Consider the following 26,058-nt stretch of genomic DNA (forward strand, 5'->3'; position numbering starts at 1 on the left):
CTACCCAGTCCGATAAAGCCGGTGAGTGGCAATCAGGTCGCGGTACCAGGCGTAGGAGGCCTTCGGCGTGCGCCGCTGCGTCGCGAAGTCGACGTGGACGAGACCGAAGCGCTGGTGGTACCCCTCGGCCCATTCGAAGTTGTCGAGGAGGGACCAGGTGTAGTAGCCGCGGATGTCGATGCCCTCGGCGACGGCCTGGGCGAGGGCGTCGAGGTGGGTGGCGAGGTAGTCGATGCGGGGCTGGTCGGGGGTGGTGGATTCGGTGACGGAGCAGCCGTTCTCGGTGATGGTGATGGGTGGGAGGGCCTTGCCGTAGGAGTCGCGGAGGTGGCGGAGGAGTTGGCGGAGGGCGTCGGGGACGACGGGCCAGCCGAAGGCGGTGTGGGGGGCTTCGGGGATGTCGACGAGGTCGAAGGGGAGGGTGGGGGTGGTGGGGGCGGCGATGCGGGTGGGGTTGTAGAAGTTGAGGCCGAGGCCGTCGAGGCGGGGGGTGTGGATGAGGTCGGGGTCGCCGGGGTGGACGGCGCCGTAGATGTCGTCGGGGACGCCGAGGGCGGAGAGGTCGGGGTAGCGGCCGAGGAGGACGGGGTCGGTGAACAGGCGGTTGTGGAGGGTGTCGTAGGCCTCGGCGGCGGCGAGGTCGTCGGGTGCGGAGGAAGCCGGCCAGACGGGGGTGAGGTTGTTGGAGAGCATCACCTCCAGGCCGCGTTCGTGCAGCAGGGATGCCGCCAGCCCGTGGGCGAGGAGTTGGTGGTGGGCGGCCGGGAGGGCTTCGAACATGAGGGTGCGGCCGGGGGCGTGGGTACCCAGGGCGTAGCCGAAGACGGTGTGGACGAAGGGCTCGTTGAGGGTGATCCAGGTGGGGACGCGGTCGCCGAGGTGGTCGGCCATGACGGTGGCGTAGTCGGCGAAGCGGTAGGCGGTGTCGCGGTTGAGCCAGCCGCCGGTGTCCTCCAGGGCTTGCGGGAGGTCCCAGTGGAAGAGGGTGGGCAGTGGGGTGATGTCCGCCTCGAGCAGGGCGTCGACCAGGCGGTCGTAGAAGGCGAGGCCGGCGGGGTTCACGGGTCCGGAGCCCGTGGGCAGGACGCGGGGCCAGGCGATGGAGAAGCGGTAGCCGTCGAGTCCGAGGCCCTTCATCAGGGCGATGTCCTCGGGATAGCGGTGGTAGTGGTCGCAGGCGACGGCACCGGTGTGGCCGTCCCGGACGGCGCCGGGGCGGGCGGAGAAGGTGTCCCAGACCGAGGGGCCGCGGCCGTCCTCGTTCACCGCGCCCTCGATCTGGTAGGCGGCGGTGGCGGCGCCCCACTGGAAGCCGAGCGGTAGTTCGAAACGATCCGGCATGGCAGTCTCCCGACAGAACATGAGGGGTACTCATGTTACTGGCGTAGCTCCGAACCACCAGAGGGCTTCGGACGATGGGGGGAACCCGGGGAACCCGGGGAAGCGGGCGGCCTGGCCGGCCGCCACGACTCCCTAGGATGGCCCCCGGCGAACCCACCCATCACACGCGGGAGATGCGCCTTGATGCAGAACTACGACATCAAGAAGGAGCGGCCCGGCCTCCATTCGTCGAACCGCCGTCTGCTGGAGGCCGTCCTCGGCCCTCGCCCGGCCGACCGACCGGCCGACCGACCGGCTGGGGAACGATGAGGCTCAGGCTGGTCGCGGGCCTCGCCGCGCTGGTGGTCCTCGTGCTGGGGATCCGGTACGCGGGCGACGACGGGCCCGGCCGGGTGGACGCGCGGATCGGTGCGGCGGTCTACGGCCCGGGGGCGCCGTGGCGGTCCGTCGCCCTGACCATGGACTCGCTGGGGGAACCGGTGGGAGCGGCGGCGCTGGTGGGGGCCGTCGTGACGGGCTGCCTGCTGCTCCGGCGTCCGCGCGCGGCGGTGTTCGCCGTGGCCGGCGTCGGCCTGGCGGTGGGGGCGGCGACGCTGCTCAAGCACCTCGCGGGGCGCACCATCCACGGCGGGAACCTGTCCTACCCGAGCGGGCACACCGCCTTCGCCACCGCGCTCGCCCTGGTGCTGGCGATGCTCGCGACGCGCCGCCGAGGCCAGGACGGGCCCCGTCGAGGCGGGGGCCTCAGCCTCGGCGGCGGCCGGACGGCCGGCACCCTGCTCGTGCTCGCCGCGGCGCTGCTCGCCGGTGCGGCGATGGGCTGGGCGCAGGTCGCGCTGGGCGCGCACTACCCGACCGACGTCCTCGGCGGCTGGTGCACCGCGCTGGCGGTGGTACCGGCGACCGCCTGGCTGGTCGACCGGGCGGCCGAGCAGCGGCGGCAGCGTAACTGACGGTCAGTCGGGCCAGCTGCCGGAACACCGGCTTCACCGGCCGCCCGCCCAGCCAGGGCGTGGGGTCGGCGGCGTCCAGTGCCTTCCGGTACACCGCACAGGCCGCGGCCACCACGTCGACGGTGTGGTCGATGTCGACGTCGTCGAGCGCACTGCTCACCACGAACGACGGCGCCAGCACTCCGCCCGCGAGGAGCCGACGCAGGAACGGGACCAAGCGGCACTGGTCCGCCGCAACTGGGGTGGCCCGGCACCGGATCGCCTTCTTCCGTGGGCTCAGAAGTGGTCGGGCAGCCAGGGGGCCTCACCGGCTGTTGCCTCGAGAAGCCCGGCGAGGGCGGCGTCGGAACGGATGTGGACGCCGGAGAGGCGGGCCGTCTCGGGGCTGCGCCAGCCTCCGGCGTACCACACCGCGAACTGGCCGGTGGTGCGGGTCACGTGGCCTTCGTCCGGGGTGGGGGTGAGGTCGCCGGTCCCGGCGCGGATGCGTAGCAGGTAGCGGTGGGGCGTCGTGCGGGGGCCTGCTTGCCCGATCTCGATGGGCAGTTCGAGGTCGATGTCGTGGCGCCAGCCGCGCAGGCGTACCGCGCCTTGGGGGTCGAGGATGCGCAGCATCCAGGGGTGCCAGGCTTGGGTGGTGACCTGGTAGCGGTGGAGGTTGTGCAGCAGCAGGGGTGCGGGTGGGAGGGCTCCGCGGCGGAAGTGGATGGTCTCGGTGCGGCTGTGGTGGCGGCCGAGGAAGGCGAGCATCGCGGCGGCGCAGTCGTGGTCGTCTGCCCAGAAGTCGTGGACGGTGAGGTCGGTGCCGTGGCGCTCTCGTCGGTTGGTGGTGAGGGAGAGCCATCCGGCGGTCGGCTGGCCGGAGCGGTGGAAGCGGTAGGTGGTCAGGTTGTTCTTGGCGTTCTTCCAGTCCTGCCACCAGGTGGGGCGTTCGAGGGGAGCGTTCCAGCGGCGGGCGAGGTTCCGTTGCAGGGCGTGGGTGCCCGGTCCGTCGCCGTGTTCGATGTGGAAGTCCCCGACTGTGAAGGAGCGTTTGAGGTCGTCGGCGCGTACGGCGTGGGCGTGGACCGGGGCGGGTGCCTGCCAGCCCAGGTGCCGGGCGTGGCCGTTGGAGAGGGTGGAGACGGTGGAGATGACGGCGCCGCGTTCGCGCAGGGGACGCAGGCGTTCATGGACCATGCGGGCGGCGAGGCGGTCGCCGCGTTCTTCAGGGGCGACGCAGCCGGCGGCGAGGAGGGCGCTGGGGACCGGGGAGCCGCCGAAGTACTGCGGGATGAGCAGGCCGAGGCCGCCGGCGACGACCTTGCCGGAGCGGACGGCGACGCGGACATCGGCGTGGCCGTGCAGGTCGGCGGTGCAGATGTACCCGTACCGGTCGGCGGCACCGGCTTCGCTGTGGCGTCAACTGATTAAGGGAGCAACCCAGGAGCTGACGTTCGCCGGGTACACCAACTACTTCCTGTGGCTGGAGCACGCGAACTTCGGCAGCCTGCTGCGACAGAAGGCGGCGGCGGGCGTCCAGGTCCGCTTCATCCTTGGTGAGCCCGGACATCCGGTCACCCGTCAGCGCGAGTTGGAGGAGGATGTACCGCTGAGCCTTTCGACCCGGATCGAGGTCACCCTGTCGGAGTTGGCCAAGCTGCGGGACACGTCGATCGAGGCACGAGACCGCGCACGTCTCACTCAGTGTCTTCCGCTTCGACGACGACATGATCGTCACGCCACTGCTGCCAGGTAGGATCGGCCATGACGCTCCGATGATGCATCTCAGGCGGGCCCAGGACGACGGCGTGTTCGATCGCTTCGCGGGCCACGTTGAGGACTTGTGGACGAAGGGGCGGGACGTATGGACGACCCTGGCAGCGGAGGTGGTGGATCATGCCCAGGCGTGACTACGAGGACGACCCCGACGCCCCGAAGGCGAACTCGCTCGTCCCGGCCGCGTCCGTCGTCGTGGTCGACGATGCGGGCCGTGTTCTCCTCCAGAGGCGCACCGACAACGGGATGTGGGCCCTGCCCGGCGGCAAGATGGACATCGGTGAGTCGCTCGCCGGTTGCGGTGTCCGCGAGACGCGCGAGGAGACCGGCATCGACATCGAGATCACCGGGATCGTCGGCACCTACACCGATCCCCGCCACGTGTTCGCCTACGACGACGGCGAGGTCCGCCAGGAGTTCTCCATCTGCCTCCTCGGACGCCCGCTCGGTGGGGAGTTGCGGGTGTCCGACGAGTCCTACGAGGTGGCGTGGTTCACCCCGATCGAGACGGACGGGCTGCCGATGGTGTCGAACATCCGCAAGCGGCTGGCCGACTGGCGCTCCGGGAAGATCCCTGTGGTGCGCTAGCTACCTTTTGATCACGCGGAAGGGTGGAGACTTCCTAGAGGCTGGGCAGGTGCAGAAGTTCGCGTAGCCGTCGGACGACCACGTCCTCGTCCAGCCCCAGCACAGGGGTGAGGCCGAGCCGCTGGGCGGCGACGAGGTTCTCCTCACTGTCGTCCACGAACAGGCACTCCTCGGCGCTGACACCGAGGCGCTCCAGTACGACCTGAAACGCCTCGGGTTCGGGCTTGCGGACACCATGCTCCGCCGACAGCACCACCGCATCGAAGGTGCCGTGCAGGTCGAAACCAGCGTACGGGTCGTAGGGCTGCCGGCCGAGGCTGTTGGACAGTACCGCCGTCCGCACCCCCGCCGCACGGGCCTGCCGCGCGACCTGGAGAACCTGGTACGCCGGAAAAGCGTCGTGAAGGTACCTCGCCAGCAGGTTGTCCGGCTTCACGTCCATCAGGGCCGCGAACCCGGTGTTCCAGTCCTCCTGGCTGTCCGGCCGAGTTCAAGATTCCGGAACAGGTCCTGCCCCCGCGGGTCGGACCAGGCACGCAGGAACGTCCCCGGGGCGATCCGCTCCCGGTTCTCGAACCACGTGATGACCTCGACCATGTTCGACGTCAGGACGCCGAGGAAGTCGAAGACCACCGCACGAAACGAAGTCACTGCAGCTCGCTCCATCCGCACAGCGTACGGCCGCTCCTGGCTGGTTGCACCGACGTTTGGTCAGGTCCGCCGAGCGTATGGGCGGGGCGTTGCCTGTCAGCCTCGTGGGCTGGGGGTGTCGAAGGTGAGGGGTGATGGGCGCGCACCACCCCGACCGACGCGCTGGGCGGCTGGTGCACCGCGCTGGCGGCGGTGGTGCCGGCGGCCGCCTGGCTGGTCGGTGGGTAGTGGACAAGGGGAGGTAGGTCAGGCGCGGCGGCGGAAGACCGGCTTCACCGGCCGCCCGCCCAGCCAGGGGGTGGGGTCTCCGGCGTCCAGGGCCTTGCGGTACACCGTGCAGGCGGCGGCCACCGCGTCGACGGTGTGGGCGATGTCGGCCTCGTCGAGTGCGCTGCTCACCACGAACGACGGGGCCAGCACTCCGCCCGCCAGCAGCTGGCGCAGGAACAGGGTGCGGTACTCCTGGGAGGGCTGACCCTCCCCGTCGAGGGTGGCGAAGACCAGGTTGCTGGCCCGGCCCCGGACCACGACGTGCTCGCTGACGCCCATGCCGGCGGCGGCCTCGCGGACCCCGGCGGCCAGTTGCTCGCCGAGGGCGTGCAGCCGGGCGCTGATGCCCTCCTCGACGTAGGTGGCCTGCACGGCCATCGCGGCGGCCAGCGCGTGGGTCTCCGCGCCATGGGTGGTGGAGAGCAGGAACACCCGGTCGCCGTCCCCGCGCAGCCCGCCGCGCTCCATCAGGTCGCGGCGCCCGGCCAGGGCGGAGACGGCGAAGCCGTTGCCCAGTGCCTTGCCGAAGGTGGAGAGGTCGGGGACGACGCCGTACAGGCCCTGGGCGCCCGCCTCGGACCAGCGCAGGCCGGTGATCATCTCGTCGAAGACCAGCACGCAGCCGTGCCGGTCGGCCAGTTCGCGCAGGCCGGCGAGGTATCCGGGCGGCGGCTCGGTGTGGCCGGCGGGTTCGAGGATCAGGCAGGCGATCTCGCCCCGGTGGCGGGTGAGCAGTTCCTCGGTCGCCGCCAGGTCCCCGTAGGGGAAGGAGACGGTGAGGTCGGTGATCGCCGAGGGGATGCCGGCGTCCATCGGCGTGGTGCCGATGAACCAGTCGTCGACGGAGAAGAACGGGTGATCCGCGCAGACCGCCACCAGCGCGCGCCCGGTGACGGCGCGGGCGAGACGGACGGCGGCGGTGGTGACGTCGGAGCCGTTCTTGGCGAACTTCACCATCTCGGCGGTCGGCACCGTGGCCAGGAAGCGTTCCGCGGCGTCGACCTCCACGACGGACGGCCGGACGAAGTTGCTGCCGCGGTCGAGCTCCCGCCGCACCGCCTCGAGCACGCGCGGGTGGGCGTGGCCGAGGCTGACCGACCGCAGGCCGGAGCCGTACTCGACGTAGCGGTTGCCGTCGACGTCCCACACGTGGGCGCCGCGGCCGTGGCTGATGACCGGGGCGAGGTGCTCGGGGTACTGGTCGTCGCCCTTGGCGTAGGTGTGCGCGCCGCCGGGGACCATGGCGTGCAGCCGCTCGTTGGCGGCCCGGGACTTGGGGAGCTGGAAGTCGTCAACGGCCATGGGGATCAGTTCTCCTCAGAACGCAGGGCCTCGGCGAGGCTCGGCGCCTCCCGGTCCCGCTTGGACATCGACACGGGCGGCAGCGGCCAGGCGATGGCGAGCTCCGGGTCGTCGAAGGCGATGGTCACGTCCTCGGCCGGGTCGTGCGGGCGGTCGATCCGGTACGAGACGTCGGCGTCGGTCAACGCCTGGAAGCCGTGCGCGCACCCCGCCGGAATGTAGACGCTGGCCTGCGTCTCGCCGGACAGTTCGAAGGTGGCCACGTTGCGGTAGGTCGGCGAGTCGGGGCGCAGGTCCACGACCACGTCGAACACCTCCCCGTGCGAGCAGCGCACGATCTTGGCCTCCCCGGCACCGGAGCGCAGGTGCATGCCGCGCAGGACGCCCCGCACCGAGCGGGAGACGCTGTGCTGCACGAAGGCGTCGGGGTCGAGTCCCACGGAGCGCAGCACCTCGGCGTCGAAGGTGCGGCAGAAGAAGCCGCGCTCGTCGGTGTACGGGGTCGGGGTGAACAGGTAGGCGCCGGCGATCGCCGGGACTTCGGTGACCTTCAAGACGAGTCCTTGGGCAGGTTCGGGAAGAGGGCCGCGGTCAGGGCGGTGAACTGCTGGTCGAGCCGGCGGGCGACGGCGAGGTTGCGTTCGGCGAGGGTCTGCCGCAGCTCCGCCGACCGCTTCTCCAGCTCCCGGAACTGCTCCAGCAGCCGGTCGGGGTCGACCTCGCGCGCCGGGTGGCAGTACGCGCCCAGGCCCATCCGGTCCATGAGCGCGTCGCTCTTCGCCGCGTAGCTCAGCGCGAGCGTCGGCGTGCCGGACTTCAGCGCGCAGATCAGGTTGTGGTACCTGGTCGCCACCACGGAGTCGGCGGCGGCCGTCTCCGCCATCAGCTCGGTCAGGGAGGCCGCATCGGAGGCGGTGACCAGCGGTGAGCCGACCGCCTCGATGATGGCGGTGACCACCGCCGCGTCGGCGCCGTCGCCGGTGAGCAGCCGCACCTGCCGGCCGTCCTCGACCAGGGTGCGGACGAAGCGGGTCGTCCCGTCGAGGTAGCGCCGGTGGATCTGCCCGGCGCGGGCGCGGTCGTCGTTGCCGCCGTGGAAGTCCATGACGCCCACGCAGACCCGCCCGGGCGAGGGATCCGGGGCGGCGGGCGTCGGCAGGGAGAAGGCGAGGTCCGGGTGCACCTCGTCCCGCGCGGTGTCCACGCCCATGGCCCGCATCGCGTCGCGGGACATCGTGTCCCGGTACGAGCGGTACGCGGCCAGCCGGGCCGACCAGCGCACGAGCGCCCGGGTGGCCCGGTCGCGGATCGGGGCGGCGCCGACGCCGACCAGCGCCACCCTGGTGCCGACCAGCCGCCCGGAGGCGCAGAGCAGGAACAGCGCGTACGGGAAGCCCCAGGGCCGCAGCGGCAGGGTCGCCTCCAGGACGCCCATGCCCGGCACGATCACCACGTCGTGCCGGCGCACCCAGGCGGCGGTGCGCACCACGTCGACGAGCTTGCCCAGGCCCTTGCCGAGGATCGCGCCCGCCCGGGAGGCGGTGCGGTACTCCCCCCGGTACCAGTGCAGCCGGGTCGCGGGGATCCGGTAGCGGGCCGTGACGAACTCCGGCCCGCCGCACAGCGCGTCCACGGCCGCCTCCGGGTGCTCGGCGCGCAGGTAGCCGAGGACGGCCTCCAGCGACCCGTCGTTGCCGAGGTTGCCGGAGCCGAGCAGGCCGAACACCCCGACGCGCACCGGGCGTTGCTTCATGCCCCCCGCCCCTCGCGTCCGGCCACCAGGGCGTCGACGGAGACGGCCAGCTCGGTGGGCACGACCGGGGCGCGGTCCTCGACCCGCTCGCCGGCGCCCGGCCGCGCCCGGCTGGTCATCCAGGAGGCCAGGTGGCGGTAGCAGGCGAGCCGGTCCTTCGGGGACAGCGGCGCCCGCTGGATCGCCTCGACGAAGCCCCAGACGTACTCGACGAGCAGACGGGGCGTCGGGTGCAGCGGGCCGGCCCGGCGCGGGTCCAGGTTGACGCAACGGGAGCGCTTGGAGGGGTTCGCCCGCTCGGCGCGGGTGGGGTGGTCGCGGCGGAAGTACAGCAGCTCGGGCACCTGGTGGAAGGGCCCGTGCAGGCCGATCTCGGCGACGAAGGTGCGGTCCGCGTGGTGATAGCTGTCGTGCGGCTTCACCCGGCGCAGCACGTCGGCCCGCATCACCCCGTAGAAGTCGTCGCCGCCGGGCTCGAACAGCAGGCTGCGGAAGCGCTCCGGCGCGGACGGCGAGTCGGTGGCGAGCCCGTACTCGTAGGGGACCTTCACCCGGCCTTCGCCGTCGATGACCGCCTGGCCGGAGTGGGCGAGGATCGCCTCCGGCCGCTCGTCCAGCGCCTCCACGCAGCGCAGCAGCAGGTCCCGGGCGTACAGGTCGTCGTGCGAGGCCCACTTGAACAGCTCGCCGCGGCACTGGGTGAACACGTAGTTGTGGTTGGGCGCGGCGCCGACGTTGACGGGCAGCCGGAGGTAGCGGATGCGCGAGTCCTGCTTGGCGTACGTGCGGCAGATGTCCTGGGTGCTGTCGGTCGAGGCGTTGTCGGAGATGACCAGCTCGAAGTCCTCGTAGGTCTGGCCGAGCAGGGCGTCGAGCGACTCGGCGAGGTACTCCTCGCCGTTGTAGACGGGCAGGCCGATGCTCAGCCGGGGCACGGTGGTCAAGGCGTCCTCACTTCGGGGATGTCGTTGTCGTGGTGCTCGCGCAGGGCGGCGCGCAGTTGCAGCCACCACAGGGCCGAGCCGCAGGCGGTGGCGGTGGCGACGCCCCAGGCCGAGCCGACCGTGCCGGCCAGGGCGGCCCCGCCGAGCCCGCCGCCGAGGTAGCAGGCGGAGGCGAACAGCTGGCAGCGCAGGCTGCGCCGGGCGGCGGCGAGCGCGCGCAGCCCGGCCGCCGCGCCGCTGCCGAGGCCGGCGCCGGCGACGCCGAGCGTGGCCGGGACGATGAGCTGCGAGGCGGACTGCCAGACGTCGCCGAGGACGAGTCGGCCCGCCCGGTCCGGCATCAGCAACAGCGCCGCGCCCCACAGCAGGGCGGCGCCGGCCTGCCCACCGCCCAGCAGGAAGCAGAACCGGCCGAGCCGCTCGGGGGTCTGCCGCAGCACCCGGGCCGCCTCCGCCACGGTGACCAGGGACAGCCCCATCAGCAGGGCGAGGAACGGGCCTTGCAGCAGTTCGGCACCCCGGACGGCGCCCACCGCGCCGACCCCGGCGATCGCGCCGAGCCCGTACGCCCGCAGCTGGCCGGCGCCGCTGAGGCTGACGTTCTCGACCAGGTACCGGGAGCCGAGGTCGCGCTGCTCGCGGAGCCACCCGCGGGCTCCGGTCGCCCGGGGTCGGACGCCGGACTGGAGGAAGCCGTATCCGGCGGCGGCCGCGGCGGCGGCGCCCCAGGCCAGCAGGAAGGCGGCCACGGTGCCGAAGCGGGCCGCCACCACCATGGCCGGGACGAGCGCGGCGCCCTGGACCAGGTCGTTGGTGAACGCCTTCCGCCCGGTGCCGGCGGCGAAGAAGGCGAACCGCCGGGAGTCCTGGAGCAGCAGCGCCGGCAGGGCGACGCCGAGGCAGGCGAACGCGGACCCCACCTCGCCACCGAGGCCGAGCCCGACCAACAGGCACACCGCGCCGAGGGTGGTTCCGACGGCGAGCGCGGTGCCCGAGGACCGGGCGGCCGCCGCGCGCCAGGCCGCCTCCGGCACGCCGCTGAAGCGCACCATGAGCGGGTCGGTGGCCAGCCCGCGGGAGACGTTGAGCACGACGCCGTAGGTCAGCCAGGCCAGGCTGAACACGCCGAACGCGTGCACCCCCAGCTCGCGGGCGACGTAGATGCCCACCGCGAAGTTGATCATGCTGGTGACCGCCTGGTCCGCCAGCCCCCAGGACAGCCGGCCGACCACGCCCCGCTTGACGGGCCGGGCCGCTCCCGGCCGGGCCGCCGGTGCGGTCGTCTTCAACCCCTCGGTGGTCATCGGCGTCACGCCTTGATCAGCCCGGCGCCCTCGAGGGCGTCGGCCGCGACGGCGACGGTGTCGAAGGGCAGGCCGGACCGCTCGGCGACGTCCAGCAGGCTGTGCCGGCCGTCGGAGAGGCTGAGCACCCAGAGCATGGCCAGCTGGGCCTGCTTGGCGTCGCTTCGCCCGCCGAGCGAGTCGTACAGCCCGCGCCGGCCCAACTGCGGTTCGCCGTACGGGCTGAGGTTGAGGTAGCTGCGGTTGCGGTCGAGGACGGCGAAGGCCTCGCGGCAGACGCCCAGGGTGTCCGCCATCGCCTCCGGCCGGACGAAGTCCGGGTTGTCCCCCGAGGTGTGGTACTCGGGGTACCCGGCGTACGGGGTGCGGCTGAGCGAGCCGACGCCGAGGTCGAACCCGGGCGAGCAGTACTGCCGCTCGTCGTAGCCGTACGGGGTGAACTCGGTGACGCGGTGCGGGCGTTCGGAGGTGGTCAGGACGTGCCGCAGCACCCGGTCGATCTCCGCGTCGCCGCGCCTGCTCTGCTTGTACGTCAGCTGCCCCGGGTCGCCGGCGCAGGCCAGCACCAGCCCGTGCCTGACCCGTTGCACCCGCTCCGCGTTGCGGGCCAGCCAGGTGATCGCCCCGATGGTGCCGGGGGCGAAGATGAACCGGTAGGTGTACCACGGGCCGCGCTGCGCCAACTCCCGTGCCAGGAACGTCGCCACCGCGATGCCCGCCAGGTTGTCGTTGGCCAGCGACGGGTGGCAGACGTGGCAGGAGACGATCACCTCGTCGGCGACCTGCCCGGGGACGACGTGCTCGGCGTAGGTGAGGTGGCCGTCCGCGAGCGTGGAGTCGATGCGCACCTCGTAGTCGCCGTCCGGCAGCGCGTCCAGGGTCTCCTGGGCGAGGCAGAACCCCCATTCCGGCCGGTAGTAGCTGGTGCGGTAGGGCACCCAGGTCGGGTGCTCCGGCAGGGTGTGGAGGTGTCCGCGCAGCTCGCTCAGCGGCATGGTGGCCGCCACCGGCACGCTGTAGCCGAGCACGTGCAGGCTGGACGCGGCGAAGTCGACGACCCGGCGGCCGGAGGCGTCGGCGATGTACGCGTCCCGGATGTTCCACTCCTGCGGCACCGTCCAGTCGAGCACCCGCGTCCCGGTCGGCACCTCGTGCACCTGCAGCGGCAGGTACTCGCCGACGATCTCCAGGGTGGCGCGCACCCCGTCGCCGGTGATGCTCCGGCAGAGCGGGTAGAGCCGCTCCACCAGCGCGTGCATCTCCTCCCCGGCCGTGGTCACCGGCGCCACCGCAGGGTGTCGTCGACGGTGCCGGCCTCGGACGCCCGGCGCAGCACGGCCAGCCGGGTGAAGCGGCGCTCGAAGTCCTCCCGGGTCAGATCGAACTTCCGGTAGGCGTCGGCGAGTTCGAGCGCGCCCCGCTTCACCGTCCACTCGCAGTCGAAGCCGGGGGTCGCGGCGCGGAACCGGGAGAAGTCCACCCGGTACGAGCGCGGGTCGGCGCCGGTCTCCCCGGTGATCACCACCCGTGCGCCGGCCACCGCCTCGGCGACCTGCCCGGCGATCTCGGCGACCGTGACGTTGTTGGCCTCGGTGCCGATGTTGAAGGCCCGGTCGTGCACGGCCTCCCGCGGCGCGGTCAGCGCGGCCGTGAAGGCCCGGGCGATGTCGGCGGCGTGCACCAGCGGGCGCCAGGGGGTGCCGTCGGAGAGCACCAGCACCTCGCCGGACAGGTGGGCGTGGCCCACCAGGTTGTTCAGCACGATGTCGGCGCGCAGCCGGGGCGAGTAGCCGAAGGCGGTGGCGTTGCGCAGGTACACCGGGCTGAAGTCGCCGTCGGCCAGCGCGTGCAGGTCGTCCTCCACCCGCACCTTGGACTCCGCGTACGGCGTCACCGGGCGCAGCGGGGCGTCCTCGGTGACCAGCTCGTCGCCGCCGGCGGCACCGTAGACCGAGCAGGTCGACGCGTACAGGAAGCGCCGCACCCCGGCGTCGCGGGCCAGCCGGGCCAGCCGTACCGAGGCGTGGTGGTTGATGTCGTAGGTGAGGTCCGGCGCCAGCGAGCCCAGCGGGTCGTTGGACAGCGCGGCCAGGTGGATCACGGCGTCCACCCCGGCCAGGTGCTCGCCGGTGACGTCGCGCAGGTCCACCCGGTGGCCGGGCGGGTCGGCGGGCGTCGGGCCGAGGAGGCAGCCCGCGAACAGGCCGGCGTCCAGGCCGACGACCTCGTGCCCGGCGGCGGCGAGGACCGGGGCCATCACGGTGCCCAGGTAGCCCTGGTGTCCGGTCAGCAGTACGCGCATGGTTCAACCCCCCAGGTTGAGAGTGACTTTGGTGGCGGCGAAGGCCTCGGCGTAGCGCGCGTGGCATTCGATGCCGCGGATCCGGGCCAGCCCGAGGAAGGCCTCCCGGTCGTACCAGGGCCGGTGCCGTTGCGAGGGGTAGTGCTCCTGCAGCAGCCGCACCTTCTGTTCGGCGGTCTCCGGGGTCAGCGGCTGGTAGGCCGTCGGGCGGCCGAGGTCGCCGTCCCACTTGACGATCTCGTAGCCGAGCACGAGGTGGTCGCGGAACGCGGTGGTCACCAGCTTCGCCAGGCCGCGGTGGTCCTGGTGCGCGTCCTCGGTGCGCGGGGCGAGCACGACGTCCGGGTCGGACTGCGCGCGCAGCTCCTCCACCGCGGCCTTGGCCTCGTCCCAGTGCGCCGGCAGTCGGCCGTCCGGCAGCTTGCGGACGGTCAGGCGCAGGTCGGCGCCGGGGCAGAAGGCGGCGAGCGCGGCCCGCTCCTCCTGCTCCCGTTCGCTGCCGCCGCCGGAGAGCACCAGCGCGTCCACCCGCAGCCCGGGACGCGCCAGGCACATCGTCAGCAGGGTGCCGCCGGCGCCGATGGCGATGTCGTCGCAGTGCGCGCCCAGCGCGACGATCCGGTCCAGGCGACCAGCACCGAGCGCGATCACGCGGTCCTCGCCCGGGTGCCGTCCTGCTCCCACACGGCCCACGGGCGGTCGCCCCGGGCGTAGGCGAGGTCGAGCGCGGCCCGCTCCTTCACGGTGTCGGTCGGCTTCCAGAAGCCGCGGTGCTGGTGGGCCACCAGCCGGCCCTGCTTGGCCAGGCCCGCGCAGCCGTCGGCGACCAGGTCCCCGTTCTCCGGGATGTGGTCGAAGACCTCCTGGCGGAGCACGAAGTAGCCGCCGTTCTCCCACAGCGGCATGTCGCTCACCGCGGTGATGCCGCCCACCAGGCTGTCCTCGCCCAACTCCACGCAGTGGAACGAGGACTGCGGCGGCACCACCATCATCGACGCGCCGGCGTCGCGCTGGGCGAACCGGTCGATCATCTCCGGCAGCGGGGCGTCGGTGAGCACGTCGGCGTAGTTGGCGAGGAACATCTCGTCGCCGTCCAGGTGGTGGCGCACCCGGCGCAGCCGCTCGCCGATCGGCGACTCGATGCCGGTCTGGGCGAAGGTGATCGTCCAGGAGGAGATGTCGGTGGACAGCAGCTCGGTCTTCCCGCCCCGCAGGATGAAGTCGTTGGACGTCGTCTCCTCGTAGTTGAGGAAGAAGTCCTTGATGTGGCGGGCCCCGTAGCCGAGGCACAGGATGAACTCGGTGTGCCCGAAGTACGCGTAGTAGCGCATGACGTGCCAGATCAGCGGCCGGGGGCCGACCATCGCCATCGGTTTGGGCATGTCGTCGGAGGCTCCGCTGCGCATCCGCAGCCCGTAACCGCCGCAGAACAGGACGACCTTCACCGCTTCACCTCCACGATGCTGAGTTCCGGGATCGGGAAGACCAGTCGGCCGCCCCACTCGTGCACGAAGGACAACTGCTCGACCAGTTCGGCCCGCAGGTTCCACGGGAGGACGAGGACGTAGTCCGGCTGGTCGGTGCGGATCTGCTCGGGCGGCAGGATCGGGATGCGGGTGCCCGGGGTGAACCGGCCGTGCTTGTAGGGGTTGCGGTCGACGGTGTACGGGAGCAGGTCGGGCCGGATGCCGCAGTGGTTGAGCAGGGTGTTGCCCTTGCCGGGGGCGCCGTAGCCGACGACCGTCTCGCCGCGCTCGGCCGCGTCGATGAGGAAGCGCAGGAGGTCCCGGCGGACCTTGGCGACCCGGGCGGAGAACTCGGTGTACCCGGACAGTTCCTGGAGCCCGGCGGCCTTCTCCCGGTCCAGCACCTCGGCCACCCGCCGGCTCGGCTCGCCGGCCGCCTCGGCCGGGCGGGCCCACAGCCGGATGGAGCCGCCGTGGGTGGGCAGCAGCTCGACGTCCACGAGCGTGAGTCCGCCGCTCTCCAGCGCCCGGGTGGCGGAGGCGACCGTGTAGTACTGGAAGTGCTCGTGGTAGATGGTGTCGTACTGGTTCTCCTCGATCAGGGTGAGCAGGTGCTGCACCTCGATGGAGACCCAGCCGTCGTCGGCGACCAGGGCGCGCAGCCCCCGGGTGAAGCCGACCACGTCGGGGATGTGGGCGTACACGTTGTTGGCGACGACCAGGTCCGCCGGGCCGTGTTCGGCGCGGACGGCCGCGCCGGTGTCCGGGGAGAGGAACTCGGTGAGCGTGGGCACGCCCGCCTCCCTCGCCGCGGCGCCGACGTTCACCGACGGTTCGATGCCGAGGCAGCGGATCCCCCGGTCCACCACGTGCCGGAGCAGGTACCCGTCGTTGCTGGCGACCTCGACCACGAAGGCGTCGGGGCCGAGGCCGAGGCGCTGGACGGCACCGTCGACGAAGGTGCGGGCGTGCTCCACCCAGGAGGTCGAGTAGGAGGAGAAGTACGCGTACTCCTTGAACGTCTCCTCCGGCGTGATCAGCGGAGGGAGCTGGGCGAGCCAGCAGTCGGTGCAGACCTTCAGGTGCAGCGGGTAGGCCGGCTCGGGCCGGTCCAGTTGGTCGGCGGCGAGGAAGCTCTCGCACGGCGGGGTCGCCCCCAGGTCGACGACGCTCCCCATCGCCGTCGAGCCGCAGAGTCGGCATCGTGTCATGTAGTGCCCCCATTCCTGCTCGCGCGGGTGCTCCGCGGCGAGCCAGCGTTCGCTCTCCCTACCGGCGGCGCGCCGTTCGCGCCGCCGGACCGACCCGCGATCGCGGTGCGGTACCCCTCCAGCAGGCGCTCCAGCCCGACGGCCGGGCTGAACCCCTGCTCGTATCGGTGCCGGGCGGCCCGGCCCATCTCCTGGTTGCGGTCCGGCTCGGCCGTGATCCGGCGGATCCGGGACGCGAGCGAGGCCGCCTCGCCCGGCTGGTGCAGCAGTCCGGTCACTCCGTCCTCGACGAGTTCGACGAAGGCGCCGTGCCCGGCGGCGACGACCGGCACTCCGGCCGCCATCGCCTCCACGACCACCAGGCCGAACGCCTCCAGCCAGGTCGAGGGCGCCAGCACGGCGACCGAGCGGGCGACGGCCTGCCGGCACTGGGCCGGGTCGTACAGGCCCGCGTACCGCACGTCGTCCCGGCCCGCCGCCCAGGCGGTCACCTCCCGCTCCAGCGGCCCGGTGCCGGCGATCACCAGCGGCACGCCCACCCCGCCGCTCGCGGCGAGCCGGTCCCACGCGGCCATCAGCAGCCGCACGCCCTTGGCCTCGGCGAGTCGGCCGAGGTAGAGCAGGTGCTCGCCGGGGCCGGTACGGCGGGCGCCCGGCTCGGGCACGAAGTTGTGCTTCACCGAAAGCCGCCCGGCCGGCAGTCCGGCCCGTGCCAGGACGTCGCGCTGCGCCGCGGAGATGCAGAAGAACCGTTCCACGCCGGACCACCAGCGCCGCCGGTTGACCGCCAGGCTGACCGCGAGCGGCACCGTCGCCAGCCGGGAGTCGCGGTAGCAGCCGTGCCGGACGGCGGGCAGCGGTGACCCCCCGACGCACTCGGTGCACGGCCGGCCGTCCCGTTGCAGCGTGCCCGGCGGGCAGATCTGGGTGTAGTTGTGCAGCGTGGCGACGGCGGGCACGCCGGCGTCGGCGCAGGCGGACAGCACCGCGGGCGACAGCAGCGGGAAGACGTTGTGGACGTGCACCACGTCCGGCCGCTCGGCCCGTAGCCGGGTGGCGAGTTCGGCGCGGACCGCCGGGTTCCACGGCACCAGCAGCGGCACCGCGGCCTTGCCCAGCAGGGAGCGGGCGGCGATGTCGTCGCTGCGCCGTTCGAACAGCTCGACCCGGTGGCCGGCCTCGCGCAGCAGCGCCACCTCCTGGTCGACGACCTTGTTCTCCCCGCTCGGCTGCGCCGAGCCGTAGCGGTTGTGCACCACGAGGACGTGCATGCTCAGGTTCCCTCCGTTCTCTGGATGGCTTCGGGCGTCGGGAGGGGAGCGGCCGCGGCAGGCGCCGCCAGCAGCGAGGCGGCCACGGTCAGGTGCAGCAGGTACGGCGAGGCGTCGCCCAGCCCGGCCTCGGTGTACGAGGCGATCGCGCAGTAGCTGATCAGGAAGATCGCGCAGGCCCTCGACAGTGACGGTGGCCGCAGCAGCGCGACGCCGCCCAGCACGAGGACGAACGCCGCCACCAGGCCGACGCCGGTCAGGCCCTGTTCGTTGTAGACGGCCAGCCAGCTGTTGTCGATCGGCAGCCCGCCGAACGACTTGTCGCCCAGGCCCCTGCCGAACAGCTGCTCGGTGGTCGTCCGGGGCGCCGCCAGCAGGGCGTCCCAGACCTTGGCCCGGCCGGTGAGGTTGGAGAAGTTCTCCTGGCTCTGGCCGCGCAGGAACCACGCCTCCAGCAGCGAACTCAGCCCGACCGCGGCCGCGGTGGCGCACAGCACCGCCCAGCCGAAGAACCTGCGGGCGGCGGCGCTGGTCAGCACGAGCGAGCCGATCGCCAGCGCCAATCCGATGATCAGGCCGAGGGTGGCCGTCCGGGTGTGGGTCAGCGCGAGCAGGACGAGCGACGGCACGATGACCGCCGCCGCACTGGCCCCGGTGGTCCGCCGGCCCAGCAGGAGCAGCGCGGCGAGCCCGGTGATCACCGCGGCGTACTGTCCGATCTGCGGCGGAGTGAGCGGCCACAGCGCGCCGACCAGCCGCCCGCCGTAGAGGTCGGGCATCGCCGCGCCCGGCGAGACGGCCAGGCCGGCGGCCACCGACACCAGCACCGCGAAGTACATCCGGATGTGATGCCGCACGAACGTCTCGCCGCCGTCCCACCAGCGGCTGAGCAGCCACAGCGTGCCGACGAACAGGGCCAGCCGGGCGCAGCGGAACAGCGCGCCGGCCCCGGACTCCAGGTTGGCGCTGGAGATCACGCTCAGCACCAGCAGCAGGGTGAGCAGGACCAGGTAGGCGCTGGGCCGGATCCGCAGCCGGAGGTTGACCACGAGCGCCAGCGCGAAGGCGGAGACCAGCGAGCCCATGGTGACCATCTGGATGAGGGAGCGGGGCAGCGGGATGATGGTCTGCGCCCCGGCGGAGCCGAGGGTGTTGAGGATCAGCAGTCCCCAGACCACCCCGACGGTCCTCGGCGCGCCGCGCCGCCGCTGTGCGACGTCCTCGTCCAGCCCTTCGAGGGTCAGGCCCCGGCCCATCTCAACCACCCGCCCGTGGCTGGAAGGTGCTGCCCGCGTCCTGCTGGTACGGCCGGCCCTGCCACTGCCCGAAGTCGAGCGTCCGGCTCGGGTCGTGGGCGACGAAGCTCCACGGCCCGCGGTAGGCGTTGTCGTGCCAGCGGTTCTGCTGTTTGCCGGTGATCGCCTCGGCGACCTGTTCGCCCTTGTACGGTGACCAGTCCGGGTAGGTGCCGTAGTTGGCCAGTACCGCCATCCGGCCGCACTTGACGGTGCACCCGACCACGGACGGGTCCAGCGTGAAGCGGTTGTCGTGGATGTCCACCCGCTGGGTCTTCCACCGGCAGTCGGCGTTCAGCGGTGCGCTGGCGATGGTCGGCTGGGCGCAGCGGGCGGTGTCCTTCACCAGCAGGGTGCAGTCGCCGGAGGAGGTGTTGGCCGGGCTGTTGCAGAACCGGTCGGCGTTCTCCCACAGGGTGATCCCGGACCAGTTGTCCTCCAGCACGTTGCGGTCGATCTCGATCTTGTCGGTGCGGGCCGGGATCCGTGGTTCGCCGCCGGACTCGGACAGGTAGACGGTCGCGTACGGGAAGTCGTCGCCGCGGTCGGCGGCGTTGCGGCCCTCGACCCAGTCGTTGCGCCGGATCGTGTTGCCTCGGATGACCGCGTTGTAGCTGGTCTCGTAGATCAGCGCGGCACCGTCGTTGGCCTCCAGCAGGTTGTCCTCGATGCGGAAGTCGTTGTTGTCGGTGTCCGCCCACAGCCCGGGTCCGCGGTTGTCGTGGACCCAGTTACCGCGTACATCGGCGCGGTTGACGGCCCAGAACTTGACGCCGCCGGTGCAGCCGCAGCCGGGCTGCCGCTTCTCCCACTGGTCGGTGTCGTTGGCCGTGATCTCGTTGCCCTCGACCACCAGGTCGCTGAGCGGGGCGCCGGCCTTGTACGCGTTGATGCCGTACTGCCCGTTGCCGCGCAGGCAGTTGGCGCGGACCCGCTGGCGGGCGCCGGCCATCAGCCCGGCACCGGAGTTGTCCTGGATCGTCGCGTGCTCGATCACCCATCCGTCGGCCGAGTCGTGGTTGACCACGCCCTCGTTCTGCGGCGCGACGAAGCCCTGCACGGTCAGGTAGCGGATGGTGACGTCGGCGGCGGCACCGCTGAACGCGTACTCGTTGGTCTTCCGGCCGTCGAGCACCGCGCCCGGTGCGCCGAGGTAGCTGTCCCCCTCCTTGGGGACGACCTGGGCGTACCGGTCGGCGGCCAGGGTGTGGGTCCCCGGTTGGAGCCAGAAGGTGGTGTGCGGGGGACTGTCCTTGGTCTTCGCGGCCAGGTCGCCGACCACCGCGGGGTCGACCGTCACCGCGCCCGCCGGCGGCTGCGCCGGCCCGGCCTCGGGATCGGCGCACACCCGGGCCACCGCTGCCGACCCGGTGGGCGGGGCGGTCGGTTCCGGCGGGGCGTCCGAACCGCTGGTGCAGCCGGTCGCCAGCAGCAGGACCGAGGCCAGGGCCCCCCAGTGCCGCCTGTTGATCCCCACCCTCACCCCTCGCCGTTGAACCTGAGGAACGTGCGGAACCCCTGTGCGCCGTCGGAGAAGCCGGTGCCGACCAGCGTGGTGGCGGGTTCCCGGCGGCCGAAGCCGGCCGAGTACCAGCCCAGCGGCGGCTCGCTCTCGCCCCGGTGCGCCCGCCAGGACAGCTGCTCCGGCAGGTCGAGCACGGCGGAGCGCCGCTCGCCGTCCGTGGTCCAGGTCAGCACGGCCCGGTCGCCGGTCAGGTCCGCGGTGATCGCCGGGCCGAGGTGGAACGCCAGCCGGACGGCCCGGCCCGGGCCGCTCACCTCGTCGGTGATCCGCAACTCCCGGCTGCCGGAGTCCAGTTCCACCCGGCGGCGGTGCACCGAGGGGTGGTAGCCGTCGTGCTCGGCGCACCAGCGCGCCACCTTCGCGTCGGAGGTGTCCGCGACCAGGACGCGGCTGTGGGCGTGCCGGGTCCACAGGAACGGGCCGCCGGAGGCGGACTGGTCCGCGCCGTCCAGCTCCAGGGTGTTGTGGCCCAGGGTGGAGCGGAAGTACCGCCGCCACTCGGGCTGTCCGTGGTAGCAGTACGTCCCCGGGTCGGCGAGCACGTCGACCCCGTCGTGCCGGACCTCCACGGACAGCGCGTCCGCGTGGCCGTGCGCGGCGATGGACAGGAACCCGTGCGGACCGCCGTCGCAGCGGCACCAGATCTCCCCCGGTCCGCGCAGGACGGTCATCCCCGCGTCGGGGAAGTGGACCGGCCGGCTCGCCGGGCGGGCCACGGCCGGGGTCCGCCCGTACGGCCGGATCAGCGCGGCCAGCAGCGGGGTGCGCACATCCGTGCCGGTCACCGCCGGCCACCAGGCGAGCCGGCCGAACACCGCGTCCCCGGTGGTCAGCAGCGAGGCCCAGCGGTCGGTGCCGGCGCCGTCCAGGACCAGGCCGTGTCCGTCGTCCGCGTCCCCCTGGCGCGGTGGCCGCAGCCGGTTGTCGACGACGGCCGCGAGCGCGTCGGTCATCCGCAGCAGCACCAGCCGGACCGTCGCGGGGACCGGCACGGCGGCGGCGTCCGCCTCGGCCAGCGCGGCCAGGCCGAGCTCCAGGACGAGTCCGTGGTACTCGGTGGCCAGCTCGCGGTTGAGGCCGGAGCGGAAGGTGTTGGCGCGCAGGTGCCGCTCCAGCGAGCGCAGCGCGTCGGAGCGCCAGCGCGCCGAGGCGGGGAACCAGCCGAAGGCGCAGGCCGCGGCGAACTGCCCGGCCGCCTCGGCGATGACGTGGTTGTTCGCCGAGGACCCCCGGCTGGGGAAGGCGGCCAGCCAGCGCTGGTGGTGCCAGATCTGGTCCAGCGCCACCGGGTTGCCCTCGAACAGGGCGGCCGCGCCCGGCCAGCCGTCGAGCAGCCGGCGGACCCACACCCAGGACAGCAGCCGGATGCCCAGCTCGATGCCGCTGATCCAGTGCACGCCGCGCAGCGGCGGGTTGGCCGCCCACCAGGACCGCAGGTGCTCGGCCACCCGCTCGGCGTACCGCTCGTCGCCGGTGATCGCGTAGGCGGCGGCGAGCACGGTCAGGTGCTGGTGGCGGGACGGCTCCCAGATCTGCTTGATGTCCCCGACCGCGTCCTCGTCGCGGTACGGCACCTCGAAGGCGTGGCCGGACGGGGCCCGGCGTCCGGTCTTCGGGTCGCGCCACCAGTCCGGGGCGGCGAGGTCGTCGCGCTCCACCCCGAAGTACTCGGCGTGGCCGTCCATCAGCCGGTCCGCCGCGGCGAGCAGGCGCTTCGCGGCGTCGGGTGGCAGCGCGGCGATCGTCCCGGCGGGCAGCACGGCGGTGAACCGGGCGCCGGTGACGGCCGGGCCGTGCGGCGGCGCCGACGAGCGCCACCGGCGCCTGCGCACCGCGTCGCCGACCCGGCCGCCGATCTCCCGCGGTCCCATCCGGGACAGCCGGCGCAGGTACCAGCCAGGGCTCATGGTCACAGCGACCTCGCCAGCGTCACCGGCGCGCCGCCGGCCAGCGCGGCCCGCACCGCGAGGGTGGCCGCCGTGGTGGCGACCAGCGACTCCAGTGGCACCGGCATCGGCCCGCCGCTCCGCACGGCCTTGACGAACGCGGCCAGTTCGGCGGACTGGCCCTTGTCCCGGGCCTTGGGCAGCCGCGAGCTGACCCACCGCTTCCGCCCGGCCGTGCTTTCGAAATACACCGAGGCGCGGACGAAGTCGTCGAGCTTCAGCACCCTGCCGTCCGCGACGAGGTCCAGGGTCTCCTTGGGGAAACCGGGCGCGCCGGTGGTGACGTAGCTGACGGTGGCGGTGGAGCCGTCCGGGTAGCGCAGCACCACCTGGAGGTCCTCGTTGCCGGACGGCGCGACGGCGTACACCGAGACCGGGTCGGCGTCCAGCAGCCAGCTCGCGGTGTCGATGAAGTGCCCGCCCTCGCCGGCGAATCGCGAGCCCTCGGTGCCCTGCTGGAGGTACCAGCTGCCGTGCTGCAGCCGGCCCGCGTTGACCAGGTAGCGCAGGCTCGCCGGACCGGTCCGGGCGCCGAAGCGGGCCTTGGCCTCCCGCAGCAGCGGCGCGAACCGGCGGTTGAAGCCGACCTGCAGGCGGTCGTTGCCGGACTCCTCCACCGCGGCGAGCACCCCGGCCAGTTCGTCCTCGGTGAGGGCCAGCGGCTTCTCCACGAACACCGCCTTGCCGGCCAGCAGCGCCCGGCGGGTCAGTTCGGCGTGCGAGCTGTGCCGGGTGACCACGAACACCGCGTCGACGGCCGGGTCCCCGAGCACGGCGTCGAGGTCGGTGGTCGCGTGGGCGAAGCCGAACTTCCGCTGGGCGTTGGCGGCGGACAGCGCCGTGGTGGTGACGACCGTGGACAGTGCGACGCCCGCGCGCTGGGCCAGGTGCGGCAGCAGCATCGAGGTCGCGTAGTTGCCCGCGCCGACGAACGCCAGCCGCACCGGCGCCCCTGCGGATCGGCCGGGCACGGGCCGGGCCGACGGGTCCGCGCGGCGCACCGCGGGCACCGCCACCGCCAGGGACCCGGCCGCCAGCTCCGCCTCCGCCTCCGCCGAGGGATAGCGGAACAGCACGGCCACCGCCTTCAACTCGCCGTCCTTCAGGCGCCGGTAGGTCTCGACGGCGGCGTCGAAGTCGGCGATGTGGGAGATCAGCGGCTCCACGTCGACGCGGCCGCGTGCCATGAGGTCGAGGAAGCACGCCAGGTTGCGGCGCTCGGTCCAGCGCACGTAGCCGATCGGGTAGTCCCGCCCCTCGAGCTCGTACTCCGGGTCGTAGCGCCCGGGCCCGTACGAGCGGGAGAACCGGACGTCGAGCTCCTTCTCGTAGTACGCGTTCCACGGCAGGTCCAGCCGGCACTTGCCGATGTCGACGACCCGGCCGCGGTCCCGGGCCAGGTGGGCGGCCAGCTCGACGGGCTGGTTGCTGCCGCCGCCGGCGGCCAGGTACACCTGGTCCACGCCGTGACCGTCGGTCAGCTCGGCGACGGCGTTCTCCACCGCCGCGGACCCTGGATCGCCACAGGCCACGGCGCCCAGCCGCTCGGCGAGCTCGCAGCGCGCCGGGTCGGGGTCGGCCCCGACGACGCGCACCCCCGCAGCGGTGAGGAGCTGCACCACCAGCTGCCCGATCAGCCCGAGGCCGATGACCAGCGCCACCTCGCCGAGCTGCGGCTCGCCCTGGCGCACGCCCTGCAGGGCGATCGAGCCGACGGTGCCGAAGGACGCGTGCCGCGGCGCGAGGCCGTCCGGCACCGGGGTGTAGAGGTTCCTCGGCACCCAGTTCACCTCGGCGTGCAGGGCGTGCTCGTTGCCGGCGCAGGCCACCAGGTCGCCGACCTTCACGTCGTCGATCCCGGCGCCGACCTGTTCGACCACCCCGCACAGCGAGTAGCCCAGCGGCGTGTAGGAGTCCAGCTTGCCCATCACCTTGCGGTAGGTGGCGGGCAGCCCGTTGACGGCCACGCTCTGCATCACCTTGGCCACCTGGTCCGGGCGGGACCGGGCCTTGCCCAGCATCGACATGCCGGCCTCGGAGACCTTCATCAGCTCGGTCCCGGTGGAGATCAGCGAGAAGGCGCTGCGGACCAGCACCCCGCCCGGCTTGCACCCCGGCACCGGCACGTCGAGCACCGACAGCTCACCGCTCTTGTAGTTCTGCACAACCTGTTTCAACGGAAGTCCCCTTGCTTCTAAGCCGGTTGCTGCTGCGCCGGGAAATGAGCCGTACGCCGGAAAGTGAGCCCTAAGCCGTCGGATGAGCGCTGTGGCCGGAGGTCGCGCCGCGGTACCAGTACTCGAGGGTCAGCACGTGCCACAGGTGCTTGGAGAAGTCCCGCTGGCCGGCGGCGTCCTCGGCGACCAGCCGCGCGAGTACGTCGCGGCGCAGGAACCCGGAGCGGACCAGCTCGCCGTCGTTGATCACCTCGCGCACCAGCGGTGCCAGGTCCCGGCTCATCCAGGCCCGCAGCGGGGCGCTGAACAGGCCCTTGGGCCGGTACACGATCTCCCGGGGCAGGATCGAGGCGGCTGCCTCCTTGAGCACGGCCTTGCCCTGCCGCCCCACGATCTTGCGGTCGCCGGGCACGGTGAACGCCGCCCTGACCACCTCGACGTCCACGTACGGCACCCGCACCTCGGTGGACGCGGCCATGCTGGAACGGTCCGTGTAGGCGAGGTTCAGGCCCGGCAGGAACATCCGGGCGTCGCCCAGGCACATCCGGTTGACGAAGTCGTCGAGGTCGTTGTCCTGGTAGACGTCCGCGTGCTCGGTCAGCACGTCCTCGACCGTCCCGGCCAGGTCCGGGTCGACCAGGGCGAGCAGTTCCTCCTGGTCGTACATGGTGTAGCTGCGCCGGAACGCGGCCTCCTCCGGCAGGTCGGCGAAGGAGAGGAACCGCTTGGCGAACCGCACCGACCGCAGCCCCCGCCTGGCCGTGGCCACCGGCAGCCGGTCCACGGCGGCGGACAGACCGCGCCGCAGCGGCCGCGGGACGCGCTGGTAGCGCAGCGCGAGCTGGTTGGCCAGGTGCTTGCGGTAGCCGGCGAACAGCTCGTCGGCGCCCATCCCCGACAGCAGCACCTTGACCCCGGCCTCCCGGGCGGCCGAGCAGATCAGGAAGGTGTTGATCGCCGCCGGGTCGCCGATCGGCTCGTCCAGGTGGTACGTCATCTTCGGCAGCAGGTCGAGCACGTCCGGGGCGATCTCGATCTCGTTCAGGTCGACGCCGAACCGCTCGGCCACCTGCCGGGCGTAGCGCAGGTCGTCCGGCATCGCCTCGAACCTGGCGTCCTCGGCGCGGAACCCGATCGTGTAGGCGGAGATCCCGGGGTGGTCGCGGGCCGCCAGCGCGGTCAGGTAGCTGGAATCCAGTCCGCCGGAGAGGAAGGTCGCCACCGGGACGTCCGAGAGCAGGTGACGCCTGGTCGACTCCTCGACGATGGCGGCGAGGTCCGGCAGCTCGCCGGCCCGGGCCCGGTCCCGGCCCTCGGCGGCGACCTCCCGCAGGTGCCAGTACCGGCCGCGTTCCACCCGGCCGTCGGGCCGGCAGCGCAGCCAGCTGCCCGGCGGCAGCTTCTCCGCCTCGCGGAAGGCGCAGCGCGAGTCCGGCACCCAGTAGTACAGCAGGGAGGCCACCAGTGCCGCCTGGTCCACCTCCAGCGACCCGCCGGTGGCGGCGGCCAGCGCCTTGAGCTCGGAGGCGAACACCAGGCCCTCGCCGCGCCGGACCAGGAACAGCGGCTTGATGCCGAGTTGGTCGCGGGCGAGCACCAGCTCGCCGGTGCGCTCGTCGAAGATCCCGAACGCGAACATGCCGCGCAGCCGGGGCAGGCAGTCCGTGCCCCAGCGCCGCCAGGCCTCCAGCAGCACCTCGGTGTCGGAGGTGCCGCGGAAGCGCACCCCGGCGGCCGACAGCTCGGCCCGCAGCTCGGGCGCGTTGTACAGCTCGCCGTTGTACGTCAGGACCAGGCCGTCCGAGACCATCGGCTGGGCGCCGGTCTCGGAGAGGTCGATGATGGCCAGCCGGCGGTGCCCCAGGTGCACTTCGCCGTCACCGAGGGGGTGGCCGTACCGGCCCGCTCCGTCCGGGCCGCGGTGGGCGAGGGTGTCGGTGAGCAGGTCGGTCACGGCCTTGCCGTCCGGCCATCGGTACGTGCCCGCGATGCCGCACATGT

General features: G+C 72.9%; 23 protein-coding genes and 1 pseudogene. 3 read left to right on the forward strand and 21 right to left on the reverse strand.

Annotated elements, in window-relative coordinates; translation table 11 throughout:
• Entirely contained in the window at window positions 1-1,341 is a 1,341-nt protein-coding gene (locus O1G21_RS05990) for a GH1 family beta-glucosidase (RefSeq protein ID WP_270141414.1), read from the reverse strand.
• 305 nt (window positions 1,342-1,646) lie between these two features.
• On the opposite strand from O1G21_RS05990, the gene O1G21_RS05995 reads away from it, so the two are divergent.
• Window positions 1,647-2,294 (forward strand): phosphatase PAP2 family protein, encoded by a 648-nt coding sequence (locus O1G21_RS05995; protein ID WP_270141416.1) that lies wholly within the window; start codon window positions 1,647-1,649, stop codon window positions 2,292-2,294.
• A 10-nt stretch (window positions 2,295-2,304) separates the two neighbouring features.
• Here O1G21_RS05995 and O1G21_RS06000 read toward each other — a convergent pair.
• Together O1G21_RS06000 and O1G21_RS06005 are read right to left on the reverse strand one after the other, a co-directional pair.
• Window positions 2,305-2,502: pseudogene (locus O1G21_RS06000) on the reverse strand (glutamate-1-semialdehyde 2,1-aminomutase); the annotation flags it as partial.
• A 68-nt stretch (window positions 2,503-2,570) separates the two neighbouring features.
• Window positions 2,571-3,656, reverse strand: coding sequence for a GNAT family N-acetyltransferase (locus tag O1G21_RS06005; RefSeq protein WP_333493549.1), 1,086 nt, complete (start codon window positions 3,654-3,656; stop codon window positions 2,571-2,573).
• Here O1G21_RS06005 and O1G21_RS06010 point away from each other — a divergent pair.
• Together O1G21_RS06010 and O1G21_RS06015 are read left to right on the forward strand one after the other, a co-directional pair.
• Window positions 3,649-4,032 carry a hypothetical protein gene (locus O1G21_RS06010; RefSeq protein ID WP_270141418.1) on the forward strand — a complete coding sequence of 128 codons (384 nt, stop codon included), beginning with the start codon at window positions 3,649-3,651 and terminating at the stop codon, window positions 4,030-4,032. The genes O1G21_RS06005 and O1G21_RS06010 overlap by 8 nt on opposite strands.
• Window positions 4,033-4,172: 140 nt before the next feature.
• Entirely contained in the window at window positions 4,173-4,640 is a 468-nt protein-coding gene (locus O1G21_RS06015; protein ID WP_270141420.1) for an NUDIX domain-containing protein, read from the forward strand.
• A 34-nt stretch (window positions 4,641-4,674) separates the two neighbouring features.
• On the opposite strand, the gene O1G21_RS06020 is transcribed toward O1G21_RS06015, so the two are convergent.
• The 18 genes from O1G21_RS06020 to asnB all read right to left on the reverse strand — a co-directional run bounded on the left by O1G21_RS06020 (window position 4,675) and on the right by asnB (window position 26,056).
• A complete protein-coding gene (locus tag O1G21_RS06020) occupies window positions 4,675-5,082 on the reverse strand; it encodes an HAD-IA family hydrolase (protein ID WP_270141421.1) in 408 nt (135 codons plus the stop codon).
• Window positions 5,082-5,291 carry a hypothetical protein gene (locus O1G21_RS06025; protein ID WP_270141423.1) on the reverse strand — a complete coding sequence of 70 codons (210 nt, stop codon included), beginning with the start codon at window positions 5,289-5,291 and terminating at the stop codon, window positions 5,082-5,084. Before O1G21_RS06025 ends, O1G21_RS06020 begins: the two co-directional genes overlap by 1 nt.
• 246 nt (window positions 5,292-5,537) lie before the next feature.
• On the reverse strand, window positions 5,538-6,863 hold the full coding sequence (locus tag O1G21_RS06030; protein WP_270141424.1) for a glutamate-1-semialdehyde 2,1-aminomutase: 1,326 nt from the start codon (window positions 6,861-6,863) through the stop codon (window positions 5,538-5,540).
• 5 nt (window positions 6,864-6,868) lie between these two features.
• Window positions 6,869-7,417, reverse strand: coding sequence for a dTDP-4-dehydrorhamnose 3,5-epimerase family protein (locus O1G21_RS06035; RefSeq protein ID WP_270141425.1), 549 nt, complete (start codon window positions 7,415-7,417; stop codon window positions 6,869-6,871).
• Window positions 7,414-8,616, reverse strand: coding sequence for a polysaccharide pyruvyl transferase family protein (locus O1G21_RS06040; RefSeq protein ID WP_270141426.1), 1,203 nt, complete (start codon window positions 8,614-8,616; stop codon window positions 7,414-7,416). The genes O1G21_RS06035 and O1G21_RS06040 overlap by 4 nt, the downstream gene beginning before the upstream one ends.
• On the reverse strand, window positions 8,613-9,560 hold the full coding sequence (locus tag O1G21_RS06045; protein ID WP_270141427.1) for a glycosyltransferase family 2 protein: 948 nt from the start codon (window positions 9,558-9,560) through the stop codon (window positions 8,613-8,615). The genes O1G21_RS06040 and O1G21_RS06045 overlap by 4 nt, the downstream gene beginning before the upstream one ends.
• Window positions 9,557-10,864, reverse strand: coding sequence for an MATE family efflux transporter (locus O1G21_RS06050; RefSeq protein WP_270141428.1), 1,308 nt, complete (start codon window positions 10,862-10,864; stop codon window positions 9,557-9,559). The genes O1G21_RS06045 and O1G21_RS06050 overlap by 4 nt, the downstream gene beginning before the upstream one ends.
• Before the next feature lie 5 nt (window positions 10,865-10,869).
• On the reverse strand, window positions 10,870-12,153 hold the full coding sequence (locus tag O1G21_RS06055; protein ID WP_270141430.1) for a DUF4910 domain-containing protein: 1,284 nt from the start codon (window positions 12,151-12,153) through the stop codon (window positions 10,870-10,872).
• On the reverse strand, window positions 12,141-13,166 hold the full coding sequence (locus O1G21_RS06060) for an NAD-dependent epimerase/dehydratase family protein (RefSeq protein WP_270141431.1): 1,026 nt from the start codon (window positions 13,164-13,166) through the stop codon (window positions 12,141-12,143). Before O1G21_RS06060 ends, O1G21_RS06055 begins: the two co-directional genes overlap by 13 nt.
• 3 nt (window positions 13,167-13,169) lie before the next feature.
• On the reverse strand, window positions 13,170-13,817 hold the full coding sequence (locus O1G21_RS06065; protein ID WP_270141433.1) for a PIG-L deacetylase family protein: 648 nt from the start codon (window positions 13,815-13,817) through the stop codon (window positions 13,170-13,172).
• The gene (locus tag O1G21_RS06070; RefSeq protein WP_270141435.1) at window positions 13,814-14,611 is read right to left on the reverse strand and encodes a glycosyltransferase family protein; all 798 of its coding nucleotides are present in this window, start codon (window positions 14,609-14,611) and stop codon (window positions 13,814-13,816) included. The genes O1G21_RS06065 and O1G21_RS06070 overlap by 4 nt, the downstream gene beginning before the upstream one ends.
• Window positions 14,608-15,843 (reverse strand): class I SAM-dependent methyltransferase, encoded by a 1,236-nt coding sequence (locus O1G21_RS06075; protein ID WP_270141437.1) that lies wholly within the window; start codon window positions 15,841-15,843, stop codon window positions 14,608-14,610. Before O1G21_RS06075 ends, O1G21_RS06070 begins: the two co-directional genes overlap by 4 nt.
• Window positions 15,840-17,114, reverse strand: a complete 1,275-nt coding sequence (locus O1G21_RS06080) for a glycosyltransferase (protein ID WP_270141438.1) — start codon at window positions 17,112-17,114, stop codon at window positions 15,840-15,842. The genes O1G21_RS06075 and O1G21_RS06080 overlap by 4 nt, the downstream gene beginning before the upstream one ends.
• Before the next feature lie 2 nt (window positions 17,115-17,116).
• Entirely contained in the window at window positions 17,117-18,370 is a 1,254-nt protein-coding gene (locus O1G21_RS06085; protein WP_270141439.1) for an O-antigen ligase domain-containing protein, read from the reverse strand.
• Between the two features lies 1 nt (window position 18,371).
• Window positions 18,372-19,886 (reverse strand): right-handed parallel beta-helix repeat-containing protein, encoded by a 1,515-nt coding sequence (locus tag O1G21_RS06090; protein WP_270141440.1) that lies wholly within the window; start codon window positions 19,884-19,886, stop codon window positions 18,372-18,374.
• A 2-nt stretch (window positions 19,887-19,888) separates the two neighbouring features.
• Entirely contained in the window at window positions 19,889-21,841 is a 1,953-nt protein-coding gene (locus O1G21_RS06095) for an alginate lyase family protein (protein ID WP_405000591.1), read from the reverse strand.
• Window positions 21,842-21,843: 2 nt separating this feature from the next.
• Window positions 21,844-24,057, reverse strand: coding sequence for a bi-domain-containing oxidoreductase (locus tag O1G21_RS06100; protein WP_270141442.1), 2,214 nt, complete (start codon window positions 24,055-24,057; stop codon window positions 21,844-21,846).
• Window positions 24,058-24,127: 70 nt separating this feature from the next.
• Window positions 24,128-26,056, reverse strand: a complete 1,929-nt coding sequence (gene asnB / locus O1G21_RS06105) for an asparagine synthase (glutamine-hydrolyzing) (protein ID WP_270141443.1) — start codon at window positions 26,054-26,056, stop codon at window positions 24,128-24,130.
• Window positions 26,057-26,058 lie beyond the last annotated feature (2 nt).

Origin of the sequence: Kitasatospora cathayae (assembly GCF_027627435.1) — a bacterium.
Lineage (GTDB): Bacteria > Actinomycetota > Actinomycetes > Streptomycetales > Streptomycetaceae > Kitasatospora > Kitasatospora cathayae.

Bases quoted from the DNA above. Each gene is read 5' to 3' on its own strand.
- O1G21_RS06020 (WP_270141421.1), bottom strand. From the start codon at position 5,082: ATGGACGTGAAGCCGGACAACCTGCTGGCGAGGTACCTTCACGACGCT.
- O1G21_RS06080 (WP_270141438.1), bottom strand. From the start codon at position 17,114: ATGCACGTCCTCGTGGTGCACAACCGCTACGGCTCGGCGCAGCCGAGC.
- asnB (WP_270141443.1), bottom strand. From the start codon at position 26,056: ATGTGCGGCATCGCGGGCACGTACCGATGGCCGGACGGCAAGGCCGTG.
- O1G21_RS06060 (WP_270141431.1), bottom strand. From the start codon at position 13,166: ATGCGCGTACTGCTGACCGGACACCAGGGCTACCTGGGCACCGTGATG.
- O1G21_RS06040 (WP_270141426.1), bottom strand. From the start codon at position 8,616: ATGAAGCAACGCCCGGTGCGCGTCGGGGTGTTCGGCCTGCTCGGCTCC.
- O1G21_RS06050 (WP_270141428.1), bottom strand. From the start codon at position 10,864: ATGACCACCGAGGGGTTGAAGACGACCGCACCGGCGGCCCGGCCGGGA.
- O1G21_RS06075 (WP_270141437.1), bottom strand. From the start codon at position 15,843: ATGACACGATGCCGACTCTGCGGCTCGACGGCGATGGGGAGCGTCGTC.
- O1G21_RS05995 (WP_270141416.1), top strand. From the start codon at position 1,647: ATGAGGCTCAGGCTGGTCGCGGGCCTCGCCGCGCTGGTGGTCCTCGTG.
- O1G21_RS05990 (WP_270141414.1), bottom strand. From the start codon at position 1,341: ATGCCGGATCGTTTCGAACTACCGCTCGGCTTCCAGTGGGGCGCCGCC.
- O1G21_RS06085 (WP_270141439.1), bottom strand. From the start codon at position 18,370: ATGGGCCGGGGCCTGACCCTCGAAGGGCTGGACGAGGACGTCGCACAG.
- O1G21_RS06030 (WP_270141424.1), bottom strand. From the start codon at position 6,863: ATGGCCGTTGACGACTTCCAGCTCCCCAAGTCCCGGGCCGCCAACGAG.
- O1G21_RS06015 (WP_270141420.1), top strand. From the start codon at position 4,173: ATGCCCAGGCGTGACTACGAGGACGACCCCGACGCCCCGAAGGCGAAC.
- O1G21_RS06095 (WP_405000591.1), bottom strand. From the start codon at position 21,841: ATGAGCCCTGGCTGGTACCTGCGCCGGCTGTCCCGGATGGGACCGCGG.